General features: G+C 73.4%; 17 protein-coding genes. 5 read left to right on the top strand and 12 right to left on the bottom strand.

Features of this window, described 5'->3' with window-relative positions; genetic code table 11:
* Positions 1-57: 57 nt before the first annotated feature.
* Positions 58-657, top strand: coding sequence for a hypothetical protein (locus AB0I60_RS34225; RefSeq protein WP_360737523.1), 600 nt, complete (start codon positions 58-60; stop codon positions 655-657).
* The gene (locus tag AB0I60_RS34220) at positions 657-1,229 is read left to right on the top strand and encodes a hypothetical protein (protein WP_360737521.1); all 573 of its coding nucleotides are present in this window, start codon (positions 657-659) and stop codon (positions 1,227-1,229) included. The genes AB0I60_RS34225 and AB0I60_RS34220 overlap by 1 nt, the downstream gene beginning before the upstream one ends.
* Positions 1,230-1,293: 64 nt before the next feature.
* On the opposite strand, the gene AB0I60_RS34215 is transcribed toward AB0I60_RS34220, so the two are convergent.
* The 11 genes from AB0I60_RS34215 to AB0I60_RS34165 form a co-directional block, all read right to left on the bottom strand.
* Positions 1,294-1,620 carry a hypothetical protein gene (locus AB0I60_RS34215; protein ID WP_360737518.1) on the bottom strand — a complete coding sequence of 109 codons (327 nt, stop codon included), beginning with the start codon at positions 1,618-1,620 and terminating at the stop codon, positions 1,294-1,296.
* A gap of 122 nt (positions 1,621-1,742) precedes the next feature.
* Complete coding sequence (locus AB0I60_RS34210; protein ID WP_360737516.1) at positions 1,743-2,540, bottom strand: ABC transporter permease subunit; 798 nt, start codon at positions 2,538-2,540, stop codon at positions 1,743-1,745.
* Positions 2,518-3,336, bottom strand: a complete 819-nt coding sequence (locus AB0I60_RS34205; protein ID WP_360737514.1) for a 2-aminoethylphosphonate ABC transporter permease subunit — start codon at positions 3,334-3,336, stop codon at positions 2,518-2,520. The genes AB0I60_RS34210 and AB0I60_RS34205 overlap by 23 nt, the downstream gene beginning before the upstream one ends.
* Positions 3,336-4,427 carry an ABC transporter ATP-binding protein gene (locus AB0I60_RS34200; protein WP_360737512.1) on the bottom strand — a complete coding sequence of 364 codons (1,092 nt, stop codon included), beginning with the start codon at positions 4,425-4,427 and terminating at the stop codon, positions 3,336-3,338. Before AB0I60_RS34200 ends, AB0I60_RS34205 begins: the two co-directional genes overlap by 1 nt.
* Entirely contained in the window at positions 4,424-5,428 is a 1,005-nt protein-coding gene (locus AB0I60_RS34195; protein ID WP_360737509.1) for a 2-aminoethylphosphonate ABC transporter substrate-binding protein, read from the bottom strand. Before AB0I60_RS34195 ends, AB0I60_RS34200 begins: the two co-directional genes overlap by 4 nt.
* Before the next feature lie 5 nt (positions 5,429-5,433).
* Positions 5,434-6,081 (bottom strand): phosphonatase-like hydrolase, encoded by a 648-nt coding sequence (locus AB0I60_RS34190; RefSeq protein ID WP_360737507.1) that lies wholly within the window; start codon positions 6,079-6,081, stop codon positions 5,434-5,436.
* The gene (locus AB0I60_RS34185) at positions 6,078-7,196 is read right to left on the bottom strand and encodes a TIGR03364 family FAD-dependent oxidoreductase (protein WP_360737505.1); all 1,119 of its coding nucleotides are present in this window, start codon (positions 7,194-7,196) and stop codon (positions 6,078-6,080) included. Before AB0I60_RS34185 ends, AB0I60_RS34190 begins: the two co-directional genes overlap by 4 nt.
* A gap of 143 nt (positions 7,197-7,339) precedes the next feature.
* Positions 7,340-8,116 (bottom strand): GntR family transcriptional regulator, encoded by a 777-nt coding sequence (locus AB0I60_RS34180; protein ID WP_360737502.1) that lies wholly within the window; start codon positions 8,114-8,116, stop codon positions 7,340-7,342.
* Positions 8,117-8,174: 58 nt separating this feature from the next.
* Complete coding sequence (locus AB0I60_RS34175) at positions 8,175-8,996, bottom strand: glutamate ABC transporter substrate-binding protein (protein WP_360737499.1); 822 nt, start codon at positions 8,994-8,996, stop codon at positions 8,175-8,177.
* 148 nt (positions 8,997-9,144) lie between these two features.
* Complete coding sequence (locus AB0I60_RS34170) at positions 9,145-11,802, bottom strand: GNAT family N-acetyltransferase (RefSeq protein ID WP_360737496.1); 2,658 nt, start codon at positions 11,800-11,802, stop codon at positions 9,145-9,147.
* 2 nt (positions 11,803-11,804) lie between these two features.
* The gene (locus AB0I60_RS34165) at positions 11,805-12,992 is read right to left on the bottom strand and encodes an acetoin utilization protein AcuC (RefSeq protein ID WP_360737493.1); all 1,188 of its coding nucleotides are present in this window, start codon (positions 12,990-12,992) and stop codon (positions 11,805-11,807) included.
* A gap of 454 nt (positions 12,993-13,446) precedes the next feature.
* On the opposite strand from AB0I60_RS34165, the gene AB0I60_RS34160 reads away from it, so the two are divergent.
* On the top strand, positions 13,447-14,067 hold the full coding sequence (locus tag AB0I60_RS34160) for a hypothetical protein (protein WP_360737491.1): 621 nt from the start codon (positions 13,447-13,449) through the stop codon (positions 14,065-14,067).
* 95 nt (positions 14,068-14,162) lie between these two features.
* Here the strand turns inward: AB0I60_RS34160 and AB0I60_RS34155 are convergent, their stop codons facing one another.
* Entirely contained in the window at positions 14,163-15,011 is an 849-nt protein-coding gene (locus AB0I60_RS34155; RefSeq protein ID WP_360737488.1) for a sulfurtransferase, read from the bottom strand.
* Between the two features lie 61 nt (positions 15,012-15,072).
* Here AB0I60_RS34155 and AB0I60_RS34150 point away from each other — a divergent pair, with 61 nt between their 5' ends.
* Positions 15,073-15,765, top strand: a complete 693-nt coding sequence (locus AB0I60_RS34150; RefSeq protein WP_360737485.1) for a metal-dependent transcriptional regulator — start codon at positions 15,073-15,075, stop codon at positions 15,763-15,765.
* Positions 15,762-16,919, top strand: coding sequence for a galactokinase (gene galK / locus AB0I60_RS34145; RefSeq protein WP_360737483.1), 1,158 nt, complete (start codon positions 15,762-15,764; stop codon positions 16,917-16,919). Before AB0I60_RS34150 ends, galK begins: the two co-directional genes overlap by 4 nt.
* Positions 16,920-16,931 lie beyond the last annotated feature (12 nt).

The raw sequence follows: 16,931 nt of genomic DNA, 5'->3' as shown, positions 1-16,931 counted from the left end.
GTTTGTCGCGTCCCCACGACGGCAACCCGGTGGGCATCCAAGCCCAAGGAGGCACTGATGTCCACCGGCACCATCATCGGCGTGATCGTCGTCGTGCTGGTCATCGTGGCGGCGGTCGTGCTGCTGCGACACTTCTTGCAGCGCAAGCGGTTGCAGGAGAGGTTCGGTCCGGAGTACGACCGGACCCTCGCGCAGAGCGAGAACCGGATGGCCGCCGAGCGCGCCCTCGTGGAGCGCGAGCGCGAGCACTCCCGGCTCGAACTGCGCCCGCTGGCCCCCGGGACCCGGGACACCTACGCGCGCAACTGGTCGCGCATCCAGGAGCAGTTCGTGGACGCGCCGGAGGGCGCGGTCGCCCAAGCGGACCGCTTGGTCACCGACCTGATGGCCGAACGCGGCTACCCCACCGAGGGGTACGAGCGCCAGGCGTCGCTGCTGTCCGTGGAGCACGCGCGCACGCTGGACAACTACCGCGAGGCGCACACCATCTCCGAGCGCCACGACCGGGGCGAGGCCTCCACCGAAGACCTCCGCACCGCGATGGTGCACTACCGCACTTTGTTCGAGGACCTGTTGACCAACGGCGCGGACCGCGACGGCGACCTCCGCGACCACGCGGGCGACGACCGCCGGGACCGCACGGAAGGGGCGCGCTGATGACCGAACGCCTGACCACCGACGACTTCGTCCCGCCGGAGAAGCGGGGTCACCACCCCGACGACCACGTGGACGCCGCCCCCGTCGACCACCACCCGGACGCGCTCGGGGACGACGCCCCGCGCACCGACGACGTGCCCGCGCACGGCGGGGTGGGCGACGACGTGGCCGTCGACCGCGATGCCGCCTACGACGAGCAGGCGGACTTCGGGAGAGAACCCGCCGGCGACACCGGTTTCGACCGCGACCCCGAGGTCGTGCCGGCCGCCGAGCCCGCGACCGGTCAATCCTCCCGCTCCGACGACGAGCCGCTGTTCGGCGACGCGGAGGCCGACGACCTCCAGACCCGGTGGCGGGCCCTCCAGACCGACTTCGTCGACGACCCCCAGGACGCCGTGCAGCGCGCGGACGAACTGGTGGCCCAGGTGATCGGGAGCCTGGCGAACACCTTCGCCGAGCACCGCCGCTCGCTGGAGGAGCAGTGGAAGCAGGAAGGCCACGCGGACACCGAGGAGCTGCGGGTCGCGCTGCGGCGCTACCGCACGTTCTTCGACAGGCTGCTCTCGGTCTGAGCGCCGGGAGCGGGGCAGTCCCCGCTGTGCGCCCGGCGACCCGGACGCACAGCGGGTGTTCCGCTCAGCCGGGCAGCTCCCGGATCTCCATCTCCAGCACGTCGATCTCGTCGCTGATGGCCTCGTCCAGCATCCGGTCCAGCAGCACCGAGCAGTCCTCGATGCCGACCCCGAACCTCGGCACCTGCTCCCACCACACGGCCGGGTTGTTCCAGAACGAGCCCGAGCCCTGGTCCACGCCGTCGAGGCAGCGCAGCCGCTGGTCGTCCTCGGGCAGCCGCCGCACGTAGTCGACGAACCGCGCGAGCGCGCGGGGGTCGCACACCGGCACCGCGCCGTAGCCGCGCAGGCAGTCTTCGAGTTCCGCCAGGAACTCCTCTTTGAACGTCACGGCAACCCCCCGCTTCCCCCGCGCCGTTGCGGGTGAGGAGCACTCACTTCCCTGGTACCAACGGTACCTCCGCCGAGGCGTGCCCCGACGCCTGCCAATGGGCGTTATCCGGCCACGACTCGCTAACGTTCGGCAGCCCGCGAGCGGATCGCGCCCAACGCCACCAAGCCCGCCAGCGTGACCGCGAGCAGCAGCACGGTCGACGCGGACGCGGCGAACACCTGTCCCCGGTCGGTCAGGGCGAACACGCTGACCGGCAGCGTCCGCCAGTCCGGCGGGTAGAGCATGATCGTCGCGCCCACCTCTCCCATGGACAGCGCGAGCCCCAGCGACGCGGACGCCGACATCGCGGGCAGCAGCACCGGCACCCGGACCCGCCACAGCACCCGCCACGGCGACCCTCCCAGGCTGGCCGCGACCGCAGCGAGCTGCGGGTCCACCCGCCGCTGCGCCGCCGACACCACGCTGAACGTGAACGGCAGCAGGATCACCAGGTGGGCCGCCAGCACGATCCACCGCGTGCCGTTGAGCAGCAACGGCGGCCGGCTGAACGCCACCAGCAGCCCCAACCCGACCACCACCGACGGCACGGCCAGCGGCAGGTGCGCGGCGGCGTCCAGGAAGCGCCGCACCGGGCGGGGAGCGCGGTGCGCGCCCAGCGCGAGCCACGTCCCCAGCACCACGGCCGTCAACGCGGCGATGACGGCCGTCTGCGCGCTGACCACCGCGCTCGCCACGGCGTCCCCGGTGACCGCCTCGGCCAGGTGCTCGCCGGTCAGCTCGGAGGGCAGCACCCCGTTCCACGAGCCGGCGGTGGACGCCAGCACGATCATCGCCAGCGGCGCGACCACGACGACGGTGAACAGCACCGCGAACAACGCGATGGCGACCGCCCGGCTACGCCGCGTCCACAGCAGCACGGCCCGCTCCCTTCGCGAAGACCCGGCGGTGCAGCGCGTACAGCGCACCGGAGAACACCACGTTCACCACGGCGACCACGCACGCCGCCGGGTAGTCGAAGGTCACGATCGCCTTGGTGTACACCAGCATCGGCAACGTGATCACGTCCTTCGCCCCGACGAACAGCACGATCCCGAACTCGTTCATGCACAGCAGCAGGGTCAGGCACGCGCCGGAGGCGAGCGCGGGCAATGCGTCGGGCAGCACGACCTGCCGCAGCACGCGCCACGGCGACGCGCCCAGGCTCGCCGCGACGTCCAGCTGGGCGCCGGGGATCTGGCTGAAGGCGGCCAGCGCGGGCCGCATCACGAACGGCGTGTAGAAGGTGATCTCGGCGAGCAGCACTCCCCACGGGGAGTACAGGAAGTCCACCGACCCGCTGCCCAGCGCCGCGTTGAGCACGCCCGCGCTGCCGTAGAGGAACGTGAACGCCAGGGCGATCAGGAACGACGGGAACGCAAGCACGACGTCGACCAGCCGGGAGACCGCCCGCGCGCCGGGGAACGGGGCGAAGGCGAGCACCAGAGCCAGGAACACGCCCAGCACCAGGCACCCGGCGGTCGCCGCGACGGCGAGCAGCGCGGTGCGGCCCAGCGCCCGCTGGAACTCCGCCGACACCAGCACGTCGTGCCAGTTCGCCAACCCGACCGACCCGTCGTCGGCGACGAACGACTGGTGCAGCACCAGCGCCAGCGGGTAGCCGAAGAACACCACCAGCACGGCGACCGGCGGCACCACCCAGAGCATCCGCCGCATCACGCCACCCGCACCAGCGGACAACCGTCCGGGATGGACACCTCGACCCGCGACCCGACGGAGAGCCCGGCCACGTCGGGCACCTCGGCGCGCAGCCGGTGCCCCAGGTCCAGTTCCAGGTCCAGCCGGTACCCCGTGCCGCGCCACTGCACGGCCAGCAGCCGGGCGGGCAGCGTCCCGGCACCCGCGCCCCCGGGGCCGGCCGTTCCGGGACCGGCCGTTCCGGGTTCGGCGACCGAGCGCACCGCGACCCGGTGCGGGAGCACGCCCAGCGCCACGGCCCCGCCCCCGGGCATCCCCTCCGACGACGCGGCCAGCCGGACGTCGCCCAACCGCACCGTGCCCGGGTCCACGACCTCGACCGGCAGCAGGTTCGACGCGCCGAGGAACGCGGCGGTGAACGACTCCGCCGGGCGGTGGTAGAGCTGCGGCGTCGCACCGACCTCGACCAGCCGCGCGTCCCGCATGACCGCGATCCGGTCGGCCAGCGCCAGCGCCTCGCCCTGGTCGTGGGTCACGTAGACGACGGCCGTGTCGGGCAGCTCGGCGCGCAGCCGCAGCAGCTCGGCCACCATCTCCTCCCGCAGCGCGGCGTCCAGCGCCGACAGCGGCTCGTCCAGCAGCAGCACCGGCGGCCGGATGGCCAGCGCCCGCGCGATGGCCACCCGCTGCTGCTGGCCGCCGGAGAGCTGGCGCGGGTAGCGGTCGCGGAAGCCGGACATGCCGACCAGCGCGAGCACCTCCTCCACCCGCTCGGCGACCGCGCGGCGCGGGGTGCGCCGGGCGCGCAGCCCGAAGGCCACGTTGTCGGCCACCTTCATGTGCGGGAACAGCGCGTAGCTCTGCACGACGACACCGAGCCCGCGCTTGTTCGGCGGCTCGTCGGTGACGTCCCGGCCGCCCAGCAGCACCCGGCCGGAGGTGGGCCGCAGGAACCCGGCCACCGCCTTGAGCGCGGTGGACTTGCCCGAGCCGGACGGCCCGAGCAGCGCCAGGGTCTCCCCCGCCGCCACCGCCAGGTCCAGCCCGCGCAGCGCGACGGTCCGCCCGAAGTGGACGGACACGTCGCGGAGCTCGACGGCGGGTGTCACCGCCCGACCGCCTTGGTGTACGCGGCGACGTCGGCGTCGAGCGTGGCGACCACGGCGGTCCAGTCCGGCTGCCAGACCCGGACGTCGCGCAGCAGCTCGGAGATCCGGCCCTCGGCGGGCACGTCGGAGCGGGTGGCCTGGCCCAGCGCGTCGGTCGCCACGGTCTTCTGCACGTCGGTGGACAGCAGGAAGTCCAGGAACTCGCGGCCGTTGTCGGCGTGCGGGGCCCCGGCGGCGAGGCCGGCGTGGTACGGGATGGCGAACGTGGAGCGCACGCCCTGGTCGTCGGCGGGGAAGAACACCTCGAACTCCGACTTGTCGTCGCGGATCGAGGCGAGGTTCATCTGCAGGTCGCCGTTGGCGACCAGGATCTCGCCCTTGGACACCTTGGGCTGGAGCTTGCCGGTGGACGACGACGGCCCGACGTTGTTGGCCTCCAGCCGGGCCAGGTAGTCCAGCGCGCCCTGGTCGCCGTAGACGTGCTTGAGCTGGAGCAGGACGGCGGTGCCGTCACCGGCCTGGCCGGGCGTGGAGTACTGGAGCTTGCCCTTGAAGCGCGGGTCGAGCAGGTCCTGCCACGAAGCCGGGGCGGGCTGGGTGAGCTTCGGGTTGTAGATGAGGTTGAGGTAGTTGTTGACGATCGGGGTGTGCTTGGCGGTGCGGCCCTCGACCTTCTCCGCGCCGGCGGGCGCGTACTCGGCGAGCAGCCCGGCCCGGTCGGCGCGCTGGATGAACGGCGGCAGCGTCACCAGGACGTCGGCCTGCGGGTTGGCCTTCTCCCGCTCGGCGCGGGTGACCACCTCGCCGGAGCCGCTCTCCACGAGCTGGACGGTGATCCCGGTCTTGGCCTTGAACTCCTCGGCGCGCTTGCCGTACCAGTTCGCCAGCCCGTCGACGGTGTACACGGTCACCGTCCGGTCGTCCGGGGCGCTGCCGCCGGCCGTGCCGCCGCAGGCGGCGGTGAGCATCAGCAGTCCGGCAGCCAGAACCTTGCGCAGCATGGTCTCTACAGCCCTTCGAGTACGGCGGGGAGGTCGCGGATCGAGTCGAGGACGTGCGTCGCGCCGGCGTCGGCGAGCGCGGCGCGGGAACCGGCACCGGTGAGCACGCCCGCCACCACGCGGGCACCGGAGCGCAGGCCGGCGAGGACGTCGGACGGGGTGTCGCCGACGACCGCGACGTCGCGGACGTCGGCCAGGCCGAGGCCCAGCACGGCGGCCAGCACCATGTCCGGGTAGGGCCGGCCGCGCCCGGCCTCGGCCGGGGTGGTGGTGAAGTCGGCCAGGTCGGTCCAGCCGAGGGCGGTCAGGATGAGGTGCTGGGTGGCGCGCGAGAACCCGGTGCTGAACGCGACCTTCACGCCTTTCGCGCGCAGCCCCGTGATCACCTCGTGCGCGCCGGGCAAGGGCGCGCAGCACCCTTCGGCGACGAGCGCGGCGTAAGCCTCCTCGAACGCGGTGTTGGCGCGCTGGGCGACGGTCTCGTCGCGCAGCATCTCCCGGAACACCACGATCTTGGACTGGCCCATGGTGTCGCGGACGTGCTCCACCATCGCGGGCGTCGCGTCCGGCAGCGCGCGCAGGAAGGCGCGCTCGACGAGCCCGTCGTCCAGCACGGTCGTGCCGGCCATGTCGAGTACCACCAACGCGGTCACAGGCCGATCTCCTCTGCGGTGTCGAAGCCGATGGCGGGCGAGCAGGTCATGCCCCGACCCCCGGGGCCGGTCACGAGCCACACGCCGGGCTCGACCTGGTCGCGGTGCACGACGCGGGACTTGTCGGCGCACTGCGCGTACACGCCGGCCCAGCGCCGGGCGATGCGCGGCAGCGGCCAGCCCAGCACGCTCTCGGCAACCTGTGCCAGGTGGTCGTACGGCGCGTCCTGGGTGTCGAACGGGAACGGCTCGTCGTACTCGTGGGTGTCGCCGATGGTCAGGCCGCCGTCGAGGCGCTGCACCACGAGCAGTTGCATCGCGTGGTCACGGGCGGTCGCGGGCTGCGGCTGGTCGTCGTTGAGCGCGTCCAGCGCCGCGCCCCGGTAGGCCGGGTAGTAGCGCAGGCTGTCGCCGTCCGCGACGGACGTGGTCAGCGGCTCGTCCAGCGGTTCGGTCTGCATCATCTGCAACCGGACCCGCCGGACCGGCACGTCGCCGGCGATCTCGCGGACGAGCCCGCCGAGCGCCGCCCCGGTGCACAGCACCACCACGTCGCCCCGGTGCTCCACCCCCCGGTCGTCGCGCACGACGCCCTGCCCGGCGGAGCGCACCTCGTGTCCGGGCAGGAAGGTGTAGCGGCCGGTCGCCTCCAGGGCGGCGCGCAACGCGGGCTGCGCGGTGCGCGGTTCGACGGCGGCGTCCCGCGCGCACCACAGCGCGCCGAGCAGGTCGCCGCGCAGCGCCGGGTTCACCGCACGCGCCTCGGCGGGGTCGAGCAGCCGGAGGCCGCGCTCGCCCGCGTCGGGCCGGGCGAGGGTCTCCTCGGCCACGGCCAGTTCCAGCGGGGTCCGCAGCACGGTCAGCGAGCCGTTGGGCCGGAACCCGAGCGCGGGCACCCGCGCGCCGATCCGCTCCCACAGTTCCCGGGCGCGCAGCGCGGCGTCCAGCTCCGCCCCCGCCGCCCGGCCGCCGACCCAGACCAGGCCGAAGTTGCGCACCGAGGCCCCCCGCGCCTCGGGTTCCCGTTCCAGGTGGACCACTTCGTGGCCGCGTTCCACGGCCTGCCAGGCGTGCATGGTCCCCAGCACGCCTCCACCAACGATGAGCACTCGCACGGCGGGAACGGTGCGCGGCCGGGACGAACCGGTCGTGACCCCTCGGCGTCACTCGGGTGAACTGAAGATGTGGACTAGATGGGTTACCTTCCCGTTATGAGACTGGGCTCACCGCGAAGTCCCGCTGAGCCGAACGGGGGAGGCTAGACGTCCGCCCGGAGGCGTGCCATGAAGCTGAACCGGTCGCCCCGGTACAGCGAGCGCACCCGCTCGATCGGCACGCCGTCGTCGTCGTAGGACACCCGGTGCAGCAGCAGCATCGGCAGCGCCGGGTTGGTGCCGATCAGCAACGCCTCGCGCGGCGTGGCCAGCACGGTCTCCACCCGCTCCTCCGCCTCGGCGAAGACCACGCCCAACCGGTCGGTCAGGCACGCGTAGAGGGAGGTGGTCGGGTCGAACACCTCCAGCAGGGTCGGGAACCGCGCCGAGGGCAGGTAGGTCGACTCCAGCCCCACCCGCTCGTCGTCGGCGAGCAGCACCCGCTCCAGGTGGATCACCGTGTCGCCGCGCGCGACCCGCAGGTCGCGCGCCAGCACGTCGTCGGCGGGCAGGTGCTCGACGGTGATCACGCTGCGCGCCGGGTCCACCCCCTGCCGCCGCATCCCCTCGGTGTAGGACACCAGGGACAGCGGCTGCACCAGCTTCGGCGGCGCGACGTACGTGCCGCTGCCCTGCCGGCGCTGGAGCTTGCCCTCCAGCACCAGCTCGCCCACCGCCTGGCGCAGGGTCACCCGCGACACCGAGAAGCGCTCGGCCAGCTCGCGCTCGGAGGGCAGCGCCGTACCCTCCCCCAGCGACTCGACGAGCCAGAGCAGCTCGGTCTTGACCGCGTAGTAGCGCGGGATCCGACCGTGCTCGGGGATACCGGCGCGGACCGGTCCGTCCGCGCGGTACTGGGGCACGAAATGCGAAGCGGGCACCGGGCGAGCCTACGACCTCGAACCCGCCGGTCAGACCGCTATCGGGGTGGGTCGTGCGTCACGGGACGATCTTGGGCGGTTCGGGGATCCGGTAGCCCGACTGGCCGACGTTCTGCTCCAGCGCCTTGCGCCACTCGCCCGAGTCGATCATCTTCTGGACGGCGGCGGTCACCTTCGCCTTGCCGGACGCGTCGCCGCGCCGCATCCCGATCCCGTACTCCTCCTTGCTGAACGGCTTCCCGACGACCCGCAGCAGCTCCGGGTTCTGCGCGGCGTACCCGGCGAGGATCACGTCGTCGGTCGTCATGGCGTCGACCTGCTCGGCGAGCAGAGCAGTGACGCAGTCGCTGAAGTTCGGGTAATTCACCAGTTCCACGGCTTGGGCGAACTGGTCCTTCACGTACTGCGCCGAGGTGGTGTTCTCCACCGAGCACAGCTTGATGCCGGCGGTGAGCGACTCGGGGCCGGCGATCCGGGTGTCGGTCAGCCGGACCAGCAGGTCCTGGCCCGCCACGAAGTACGGCCCGACGAAGTCGATCACCTCCTTGCGCTTGTCGGTGATCGAGTAGGTGGACACCACCAGGTCGGCCTTGCCGTCGGTGAGCAGCTTCTCCCGCTGGGACGGGGTCGCCTCGATGAAGTCGGGGTCGTCGTCGCCCAGCTCCCGCGCCACGTACCGGGCCACGTCGACGTCGAAGCCCCGGTGCACGCCGTCCAGCCGGCGCACGCCCAGGCCGGGCTGGTCGTAGCCGACGGCGATCACCAGCTTCTCCGCGCCCGCCCTCCCCTCGACGGACGGGTCGTCAGCGGAGGAGCACGAGGCAAGGACCAGCGCGGCGACGAAAGCCGGCACGAGGGCGCGCAGCGATGCCAATGCCATTCTTCCCCTTTTCGGGTCCTCGAAAGATGCCGGAAACGTAAGCGGCACCCACGTTTTACGTCCATAGCCGGCGGCAGAATAGGGTCGACGGAATCGATAAAGAATGACGGTTGCGCAACGACCGGACGCGGCGGCTAACGCAGTGCGCCTAGCGCGGTGCGCCCGGTGACCGCAACCGGCGCGGACCGCTGTCGTGCTTGGACGGCGGCGGCCCCAGCGTCACCCTCGCGTTGCTGACGTACGCGCCCGCCGCGCTGGCCAGCACCGGCTCCAGCGCGAGGTCGCGCACCTCCGGCAGGTCCTCGGCGAGCGCGGCGAGCCGCAGCACCAGGTCCTCCAGCGCGGGCAGGTCGGCGGACTCGCCGCCCCGGTAGCCCGCCAGCAGCGGCGCGGCCTTCGGCGCGCGCACCAGCGCCTTCGCATCGGTCTCGGTGAGCGGGACGGCCCGGTAGGCGCGGTCCCCCAACAGGTCGCTGACCACACCGGACAGGCCGAACGACACCAGCGTGCCGAACGACGGGTCGTCCTGGAGCCCCACCACGCACGAAATGCCCTTGGGGGCCATGCGCTGCACGTACACGTCGGGCTGCTCGGACACCTCGGCCAGCATCTCGTACGCCGCGCGCACGGCTTCGTCGCCGACCAGGTCCAGCCGCACGCCCACCAGGTCGGTGCGGTGCCGCAGCCGCTCGTCGGTCGCCTTCAACGCGACCGGGTGGCCCAGTTCGGTCGCCGCCGCCACCGCGTCGTCCGCCGACGACACCACCCGGAACGGCACGACCTCCACGCCGTAGCAGGCCAGCAGCCGCACCGCCGTTCCGTCGTCGAGCCGGCGCTCGCCGGTCTCGTCCAGCCGCAGCGAGTCGACCAGCTCGTGCGCGGCGGCCACGTCGATGCCGTCGGGCCTGGTGAAACGACCCTGCGGGGCCGACCTCCAGCGCGCGTAGCGGGTGGCCCGCGCCAGCGCGAGCACGGCCCGCTCCGGGCTGGGGTAGGACGGCACCGAACCGCGCCCCGGCGCACCGTCCGGTTCGGCCACCGCCAGTTCGTCCGGGACGCCCTCGACGGCGAGGAACGTCGACACGATCGGCTTGGTGCCCGCCACGTCCCGCAACGCCCGCGCGAACGCCGCGCCCGGCACCGCCAGCGGCGGCACGAACACCACCACGAGCGCGTCGGTGTCGGGGTTGCGCAACGCGTCCTGCACGGCCTTGGCGAACACGTCCGGGTCGGCCTGCGCGCCGACGTCCACCGGGTCGCCCGCCAGCTCCAGGCCCTGCGCCAGCGCGGTGTCGGCGGCAAGCAGGCCGATCGCCGTCGAGTTGCCCACGACCGCGACCCGGGGCCCGGCCGGCAGCGGCTGGTGCGCCAGCAGCAGCGCGGTGTCGAAGAGCTGGGCCAGCGACTCCACCCGGATCACGCCCGCCTGCTCGAACAGCGCCTGCACGCTCGACTCGTCCACCGACACCGAGGTCGCCGCCAGCGCGGGCGTCACCGCGTGCCGCCCGGACTTCACCGCCACGATCGGCTTGGTGCGCCCCAGCCGCCGGGCCAGCCGGGCGAACTTGCGCGGGTTGCCGAACGACTCCAGGTACAGCAGGACGACGTCGGTCGCCGGGTCGGTCTCCCAGTACTGCAACAGGTCGTTGCCCGACACGTCAGCCCGGTTGCCCGCCGACACGAACGTCGACAGGCCCAGGCCGCGCGACGCCGCCGTCGCCAGGATCGCCGTGCCCAGCGCGCCGGACTGGCAGAAGAACCCGGTCCGCCCGCGCACCGGCAGCTTCGGCGCGAGGGTCGCGTTCAACCGCACCGCCGGGTCGGTGTTCAGCACGCCCAGCGCGTTCGGCCCCACCACCCGCATCCCGTGCGCCCGCGCCTCGGCGGCCAGCCGGCGCTCCGCGAGCGACCCGTCCGGCCCGGTCTCGCCGAACCCGGAGGTCACCACGACGAGCGCCTTCACGCCCTTGGCCAGGCAGGCGTCCATCACCTCGTCCACGCTCGCCGCCGGGACCGCGACCACGGCCAGGTCCACGTCGTCGGGGATGTCGAGGACCGACGGGTAGGCGCGCACCCCGCGCACCGCCCGGTGCTCGGCGTTCACCGGGTACACCGGGCCGTGGAAGTCGCCCTCCAGCAGGTTGGTCAGCACCGCGTAGCCGATCTTCGTCCGGTCGGTGGACGCGCCGATCACCGCCACGGACCGGGGGTTGAGCAGGTTGTGCACGCTGCGCGCCTCGGCCGCCTGCTCCCGGGCGCGCGCCACCGCCACCGACTCCTCGGTGGGGTCGATGTCGAACTCCAGGTGCAGCACGCCCTCCTCGAACGCGCGGCTCACGCTGTAGCCCGCGTCCCGGAACACCCGCACCATCTGGCCGTTCTCCGCGAGCACCTCGGCGGTGAACCGGCTCAGCCCGCGCTCGCGGGCCGCCGCCGCCAGGTGCTCCAGCAGGATCGAGCCCAGACCCCGGCCCTGGTGCCCGTCCTCCACCACGAACGCCACCTCGGCGCTGCCGCCGCCGCCCAGCCGGTCGTAGCGGCCCACCGCGACGATGTCGTCGCCCAGCAGCGCGGTGAACGCGACCCGGTCCGCGTGGTCGACGGTGCTGAACCGCTCCACGTCCCGCTGCGGCATCCGGGGGTAGGGGCCGAAGTAGCGGAAGTAGCGGGTGCGCTCGGACAGCCGGCCGTGGAACGCCAGCAGCTTCTCCGCGTCGTCGGGCGTGATCGGCCGCAGGTGGACCGTGCCGCCGTCGCTGAGCACGACGTCGGCCTCCCAGTGCCGGGGGTAGTCGTAGGGGTCCACCGCTAGTCCCTCGGGTCGTCGGGGTCCAGGCCGTGCAGCGGGAACACCGCGCGCCGGGTGTCGCGCACGGCGGTGTCCAGCGGGGTCTGCGCGTCACCGCCCCACGGTTCGAAGGCGACGTCGGCGTCGTCGGACATGCCCGCCGGCAGCGGCCGGTCCGGCGCGAGACCGGACGCGTGCGCCACCCAGTCCGCCGGCAGCCGCGTGCCCGGGTCGAGGTCGCGGTCCAGCACGGTCGCCAGCAGGTGCGTCCACGAGCGGGGTACCACCCGGACCAGTTCGTAACCGCCGCCGCCCAGCGCCAGCCACCGCCCGCCGGTCACCTCCTCGGCGAGCGCGCGGAACGTCCGGTAGATCTCGCGGTGCCCGTCCACGGTCAGCGCCAGGTCCGCGAGCGGGTCCTCGCGGTGGGTGTCCGCGCCGCACTGGGTGACCAGCACCTGCGGCCGGAACGAGCGCAGCAGCGCCGGGACCACCGCGTGGAAGGCGCGCAGCCACCCCGGGTCGGAGGTGCCCGGCGGCAGCGCGACGTTCACCGCCGTGCCCTCCGCGCCCCGACCACCCGTCTCGGACGCGCGACCGGTGCCCGGCCACAGGCTCAGCGGGCTCTGGTGCAGCGAGACCGTGAGCACGCGCGGGTCGTCGTAGAAGCAGTCCTGCACGCCGTCGCCGTGGTGCACGTCGGAGTCGATGTAGGCGATCCGGTCGAACCCGTTGTCCAGCAGCCAGGAGATGGCGACGGAGCAGTCGTTGTAGACGCAGAACCCGGCGGCGTGGTCGCGCATCGCGTGGTGCAGCCCACCCGCGATGTTCACCGCCCGCCTGGCCTCACCGGACGCGATCTTCCGCGCGGCGGCCAGCGAACCGCCGACGACCAGCGCGGACGCCTCGTGCATCCGGGCGAACACGGGGTTGTCCGCCGTGCCCAGCCCGTGCCCGACGTCCCAGCCGGCCATCGGCGCGGCCTGCACGGCGGACAGGTACGAGGGCTCGTGCACGCGCTCGATCTCGGCGTCGGTGGCGGGCTCGGGCGTGACGAAGTCGACCCCGTCCAGCACGCCGAGCCCGGTGGCCAACCGGACGGCGAGGTCCAGCCGGACCGGGTTGAGCGGGTGGTCCCCGCCCAGGTCGTAGGAGAGGAACGACTCGTCCCAGACGACAGCGGCTCGATCACCCACGTCGGCACCCATGCCCGGCAACCTAACCCACACCCCGCCGCCGGGTGCGTTCTCGCGCTCGCCGGCCCGACCAAGATCACGCCGCGACAGGGGTGCGGCGGGCAGGGGTGCGGCGGCGGGCAGCGGCGCGACTCGGCAGGAGGAGCGCGCGGGACGCGGCGCAGCGGCGCGACAGGAGGAGCGGCGCCGGGCGCGGTGGGGCGGGGCGGCGGGTTCCGGTCCTGTCCGGACGCTGGGCGGGCCTGGTGTCCACCGACACACCCCGGTCGGCGCGCAAGCGTTTGGGCACCGTCGGGCCGTGCGGCGGTGGTCACTTCACGGCGCTCTGACCTGCGGTGTGATCACAGCTTGGTGGACACGCCGGTGAGTCCCTCCCGGCAGGACTTAGAGTCTGGCGGGACGAGGCGGGCCAGGATTGCGGCCATCGAGGATGGAACCCCGCTCGTCGGAACGGGGTCAGACAGACATGCACCTGCGACGAGCCTCCTCCCTGACGGCCGTGCTGGCCTTGGCCACGGCACTCGGCCTCGCCGGGTGCGCGACCACGGTCACCGGCTCCGCGAAGCCCGCCGCCGGGGCCGCCGCGAACACGGAGAAGACCACGTCGGGCAAGCCGTCCTCGACCAAGTCGCCGACCAGCGGCAAGAAGGAGACCACCGGCACCGGCTCGCCCACCTCCGGCACCAAGCCCGCCGGCAAGGTCAAGATCGGCACCAAGAAGAAGACCGAGGGCTACGAGGACTGCGACATCCTCACCCCCGAGGACGTGGCCGGTGCCATCGGCGCGAAGAAGGCCGGCGAGAAGGGCTGCGTGCAGAGCACCGAGGAGCCCTTCGCGGTGGTGCTGTTCATGGTCACCTTCGCCGAGTACGAGGGCCAGGCCAAGGAGATCGAGGTCGGCGGCAACACCGCGTACGAGGTCAAGGAGAACGGCGGCGACTGCTCCGTGCTCGTCATGCTGACCGACGACCCGAAGGAGATCACGCCGGCGTTCCTGGCCAGCGTGACGCCCATCGACTCGTTCGACCCGTGCGACGTGGCCCTCAAGCTGGCGACCAAGGCGTTCGAGAAGATCCCCAACGCCTGACCGCTCCTCCGAATCACCGAAAAGGGGGACGTCCGACAGACCGGCGTCCCCCTTTCGTGATCACCCGTCCGGTCCGAACGGTCACGCCGCGCGCATCACGGGTTCGGTCCGGTGGCCACCGCGCGGGACGGGTCGACGCACCAGTGCGACCACGAACCGGCGTACAGGGCGGCGGGCCGCTCCGCGCTCGTGACACCGGCCACCTCCAGCGCCAGCACCACGGACGACGCCGTCACCCCCGACCCGCAGTACGCGCCCACGGCCGCGTCCGGGCGCACCCCGACGGCCCGGAACCGCTCCGCCAGCGCGTTCGGGCCCAGCCACCGGCCCGACCCGTCCACGTGCTCGGCGGACGGCGCGTTGAGCGCGCCCGGGACGTGCCCGGCGCGCGGGTCCACCGGCTCGGTCTCACCCCGGTACCGCTGCGCGGCGCGCGCGTCCAGCAACACCCCGTCACGGGCCAGCGCGGCGGCGCCCTCGGCGTCAAGCACCGGCATCCCACCCGCCTCGACCCGCACGTCGCCGGGGGCCGTCTCCGGCTCCTCGGCGGTCACCAAACGCCCCTCCGCGACCCACGCGGCGAAGCCGCCGTCCAGCACCGCGACCTGCTCGTGCCCGGCCCAGCGCAGCAGCCACCACAGCCGCGCGGCGACCGAACCGTCACCCCCGTCGTATGCCACGACCGGGTGATGTTCGCGGACACCTGCGGAGCGCAGCGCACGCTCCAGGTCACCCGGTTCCGGCAGCGGGTGACGCCCTCCTTCACCCGGTGCGGAGGAGAGGTCTCGGTCCAAGTCGAGGTAGAAAGCACCTGGAACGTGACCGACCTCGTAGTCTTGACGTCCTGGGGGTCCGCCCAGGCGCCAGCGGACGTCCACCACGACCGGGGGAGAGGCGCCCGCGAGCGCGGCGGCCAGGTCTTCGGTGCTGATCAAGGGATGCACCGCACCATCCTGCACCCGTGAGCGGGCGACTAGCATTGGCATCATACGAAGGGGAGCGGGTGTGAACGACCTCATCGACACCACGGAGATGTACCTCCGCACCATCTACGAGCTCGAAGAAGAGGGCGTCGTGCCGTTGCGCGCCCGCATCGCCGAGCGGTTGGGCCAGAGCGGTCCCACGGTGAGCCAGACCGTGGGCCGGATGGAGCGCGACGGCCTCGTCGTCGTCGCCGACGACCGCCACCTGGAGCTCACCGAGGAGGGCCGCGGCCTGGCGATCGCGGTCATGCGCAAGCACCGGCTCGCCGAACGGCTCCTGGTCGACATCATCGGCCTGGAGTGGGAGCAGGTGCACAGCGAGGCGTGCCGCTGGGAGCACGTCATGAGCGAGGCCGTCGAGCGCAAGCTCGTCAAGCTGCTCGGCAACCCGACCACCTCCCCCTACGGCAACCCCATCCCCGGCTTGGACAAGCTGGGCGACGGGGAGCCCGCGCCGCCCGCCGAAGCCGACCTGGTCCGGGTCGACGAGGTGGCCCGGCGCGGTGGCGGGCGGGTGGAGGTGCGGCGGATCGCCGAGCACGTCCAGCTCGACCCCGGGCTGATGGCCGAGCTGAAGGCCGCCGGCGTGGTACCGGGCGGCACCGTCGACGTCGACTCGCTGAGCGGGGCCAAGGTCGTGCAGGTGCACGGCAACGGCACCAGCGCGGCGCTCGACCCGTCGGTGGCGCACGCCGTGCTGGTGCAGGCCAGGTGACGCAGGGGCAGCGCGCCGCCGCCGCGTTCGGTGAGTTGCGCGGAACCGCGCCCCAGGGCGTGTGGTCCGCACCCGGTCGGGTGAACTTGATCGGGGAGCACACCGACTACAACGACGGTTTCGTGCTGCCCTTCGCACTCCCCCACCGCACGGCGGTGGCCGCGTCGCCGCGCGACGACGGCAAGCTGGTCGTGTCGACGATGGGCGACGACGGCGTGCTGCGCCACGCCGCTCCGGTCGCCGTCGCCGACCTCGAACCCGGCCGGGTCACCGGGTGGGCGGCCTACCCGGCCGGCGTGGCCTGGGTGCTGCGCGACCGGGGCGTGACGGGCGGCGCGGACCTGGTGATCGCCGGCGACGTGCCGGCGGGTGCCGGGCTGTCGTCGTCGCACGCCCTGGAGTGCGCGGTGGCCCTGGCGCTGCTGGGCCTCGCGGGCGTCCCCGAGGACCGGCCGGAGATCGCCCGCTGGGTGCAGCGGGCGGAGAACGAGTTCGCCGGTGCCCCGACCGGTCTGCTGGACCAGACCGCGTCGCTGCTGTGCACCGAGGCCCACGCGCTGTTCCTGGACGTGCGCTCCGGCGAGTCCGAGCAGGTCCCGTTCGACGCCGCCGCGCACGGCCTGGAAGTGCTGGTGGTCGACACCAGGGCCCACCACTCGAACACCGACGGCGGCTACGCGTCCCGCCGGGCAGGCTGCGAGCGCGCCTCGGCGCTGCTCGGCGTGCCCGCGCTGCGCGACGTCGCCGCCGAAGACCTGGACGGCGCGCTCGCCCGCCTGCCCGACGACCTGCGACCGCTGGTGCGGCACGTGGTGACGGAGAACGAGCGGGTGCTGCGCGCGGTCGACGCGCTGCGCGCCGGCGCGCTGGCCGACCTCGGCCCGCTGCTGACGGCGTCGCACGCGAGCCTGCGCGACGACTACCGCGTGTCGGTGCCGGAACTGGACGTCGCCGTGGAGTCGGCGCTGGCCGCCGGCGCGCTCGGCGCGCGGATGGTCGGCGGCGGTTTCGGCGGCTCGGCGATCGCGCTGGTGCCCGTCGAGCGGCACGACGCCGTGGTGCGGCAGGTGCTCGCCGCCTACGCGCGGCGCGATTGGCCGACACCGAGGACCTTCCCGGCGGTGCCCTCGGCGGGCGCGGGCCGGGAGCATTGACGGCACTACAGG

Source organism: Actinosynnema sp. NPDC050436 (assembly GCF_040655415.1).
Classification (GTDB): Bacteria; Actinomycetota; Actinomycetes; order Mycobacteriales; family Pseudonocardiaceae; genus Actinosynnema.
Note: the sequence above shows the minus strand (reverse complement) of the source record. Positions and strands in the feature narration are given on the sequence as shown.

Excerpts from the sequence above, each read along its gene's own strand:
- AB0I60_RS34225 (WP_360737523.1), top strand. The coding sequence starts at position 58 with ATGTCCACCGGCACCATCATCGGCGTGATCGTCGTCGTGCTGGTCATC.
- AB0I60_RS34220 (WP_360737521.1), top strand. The coding sequence starts at position 657 with ATGACCGAACGCCTGACCACCGACGACTTCGTCCCGCCGGAGAAGCGG.
- AB0I60_RS34205 (WP_360737514.1), bottom strand. The coding sequence starts at position 3,336 with ATGCGGCGGATGCTCTGGGTGGTGCCGCCGGTCGCCGTGCTGGTGGTG.
- AB0I60_RS34195 (WP_360737509.1), bottom strand. The coding sequence starts at position 5,428 with ATGCTGCGCAAGGTTCTGGCTGCCGGACTGCTGATGCTCACCGCCGCC.
- AB0I60_RS34175 (WP_360737499.1), bottom strand. The coding sequence starts at position 8,996 with ATGGCATTGGCATCGCTGCGCGCCCTCGTGCCGGCTTTCGTCGCCGCG.
- AB0I60_RS34165 (WP_360737493.1), bottom strand. The coding sequence starts at position 12,992 with ATGGGTGCCGACGTGGGTGATCGAGCCGCTGTCGTCTGGGACGAGTCG.
- AB0I60_RS34160 (WP_360737491.1), top strand. The coding sequence starts at position 13,447 with ATGCACCTGCGACGAGCCTCCTCCCTGACGGCCGTGCTGGCCTTGGCC.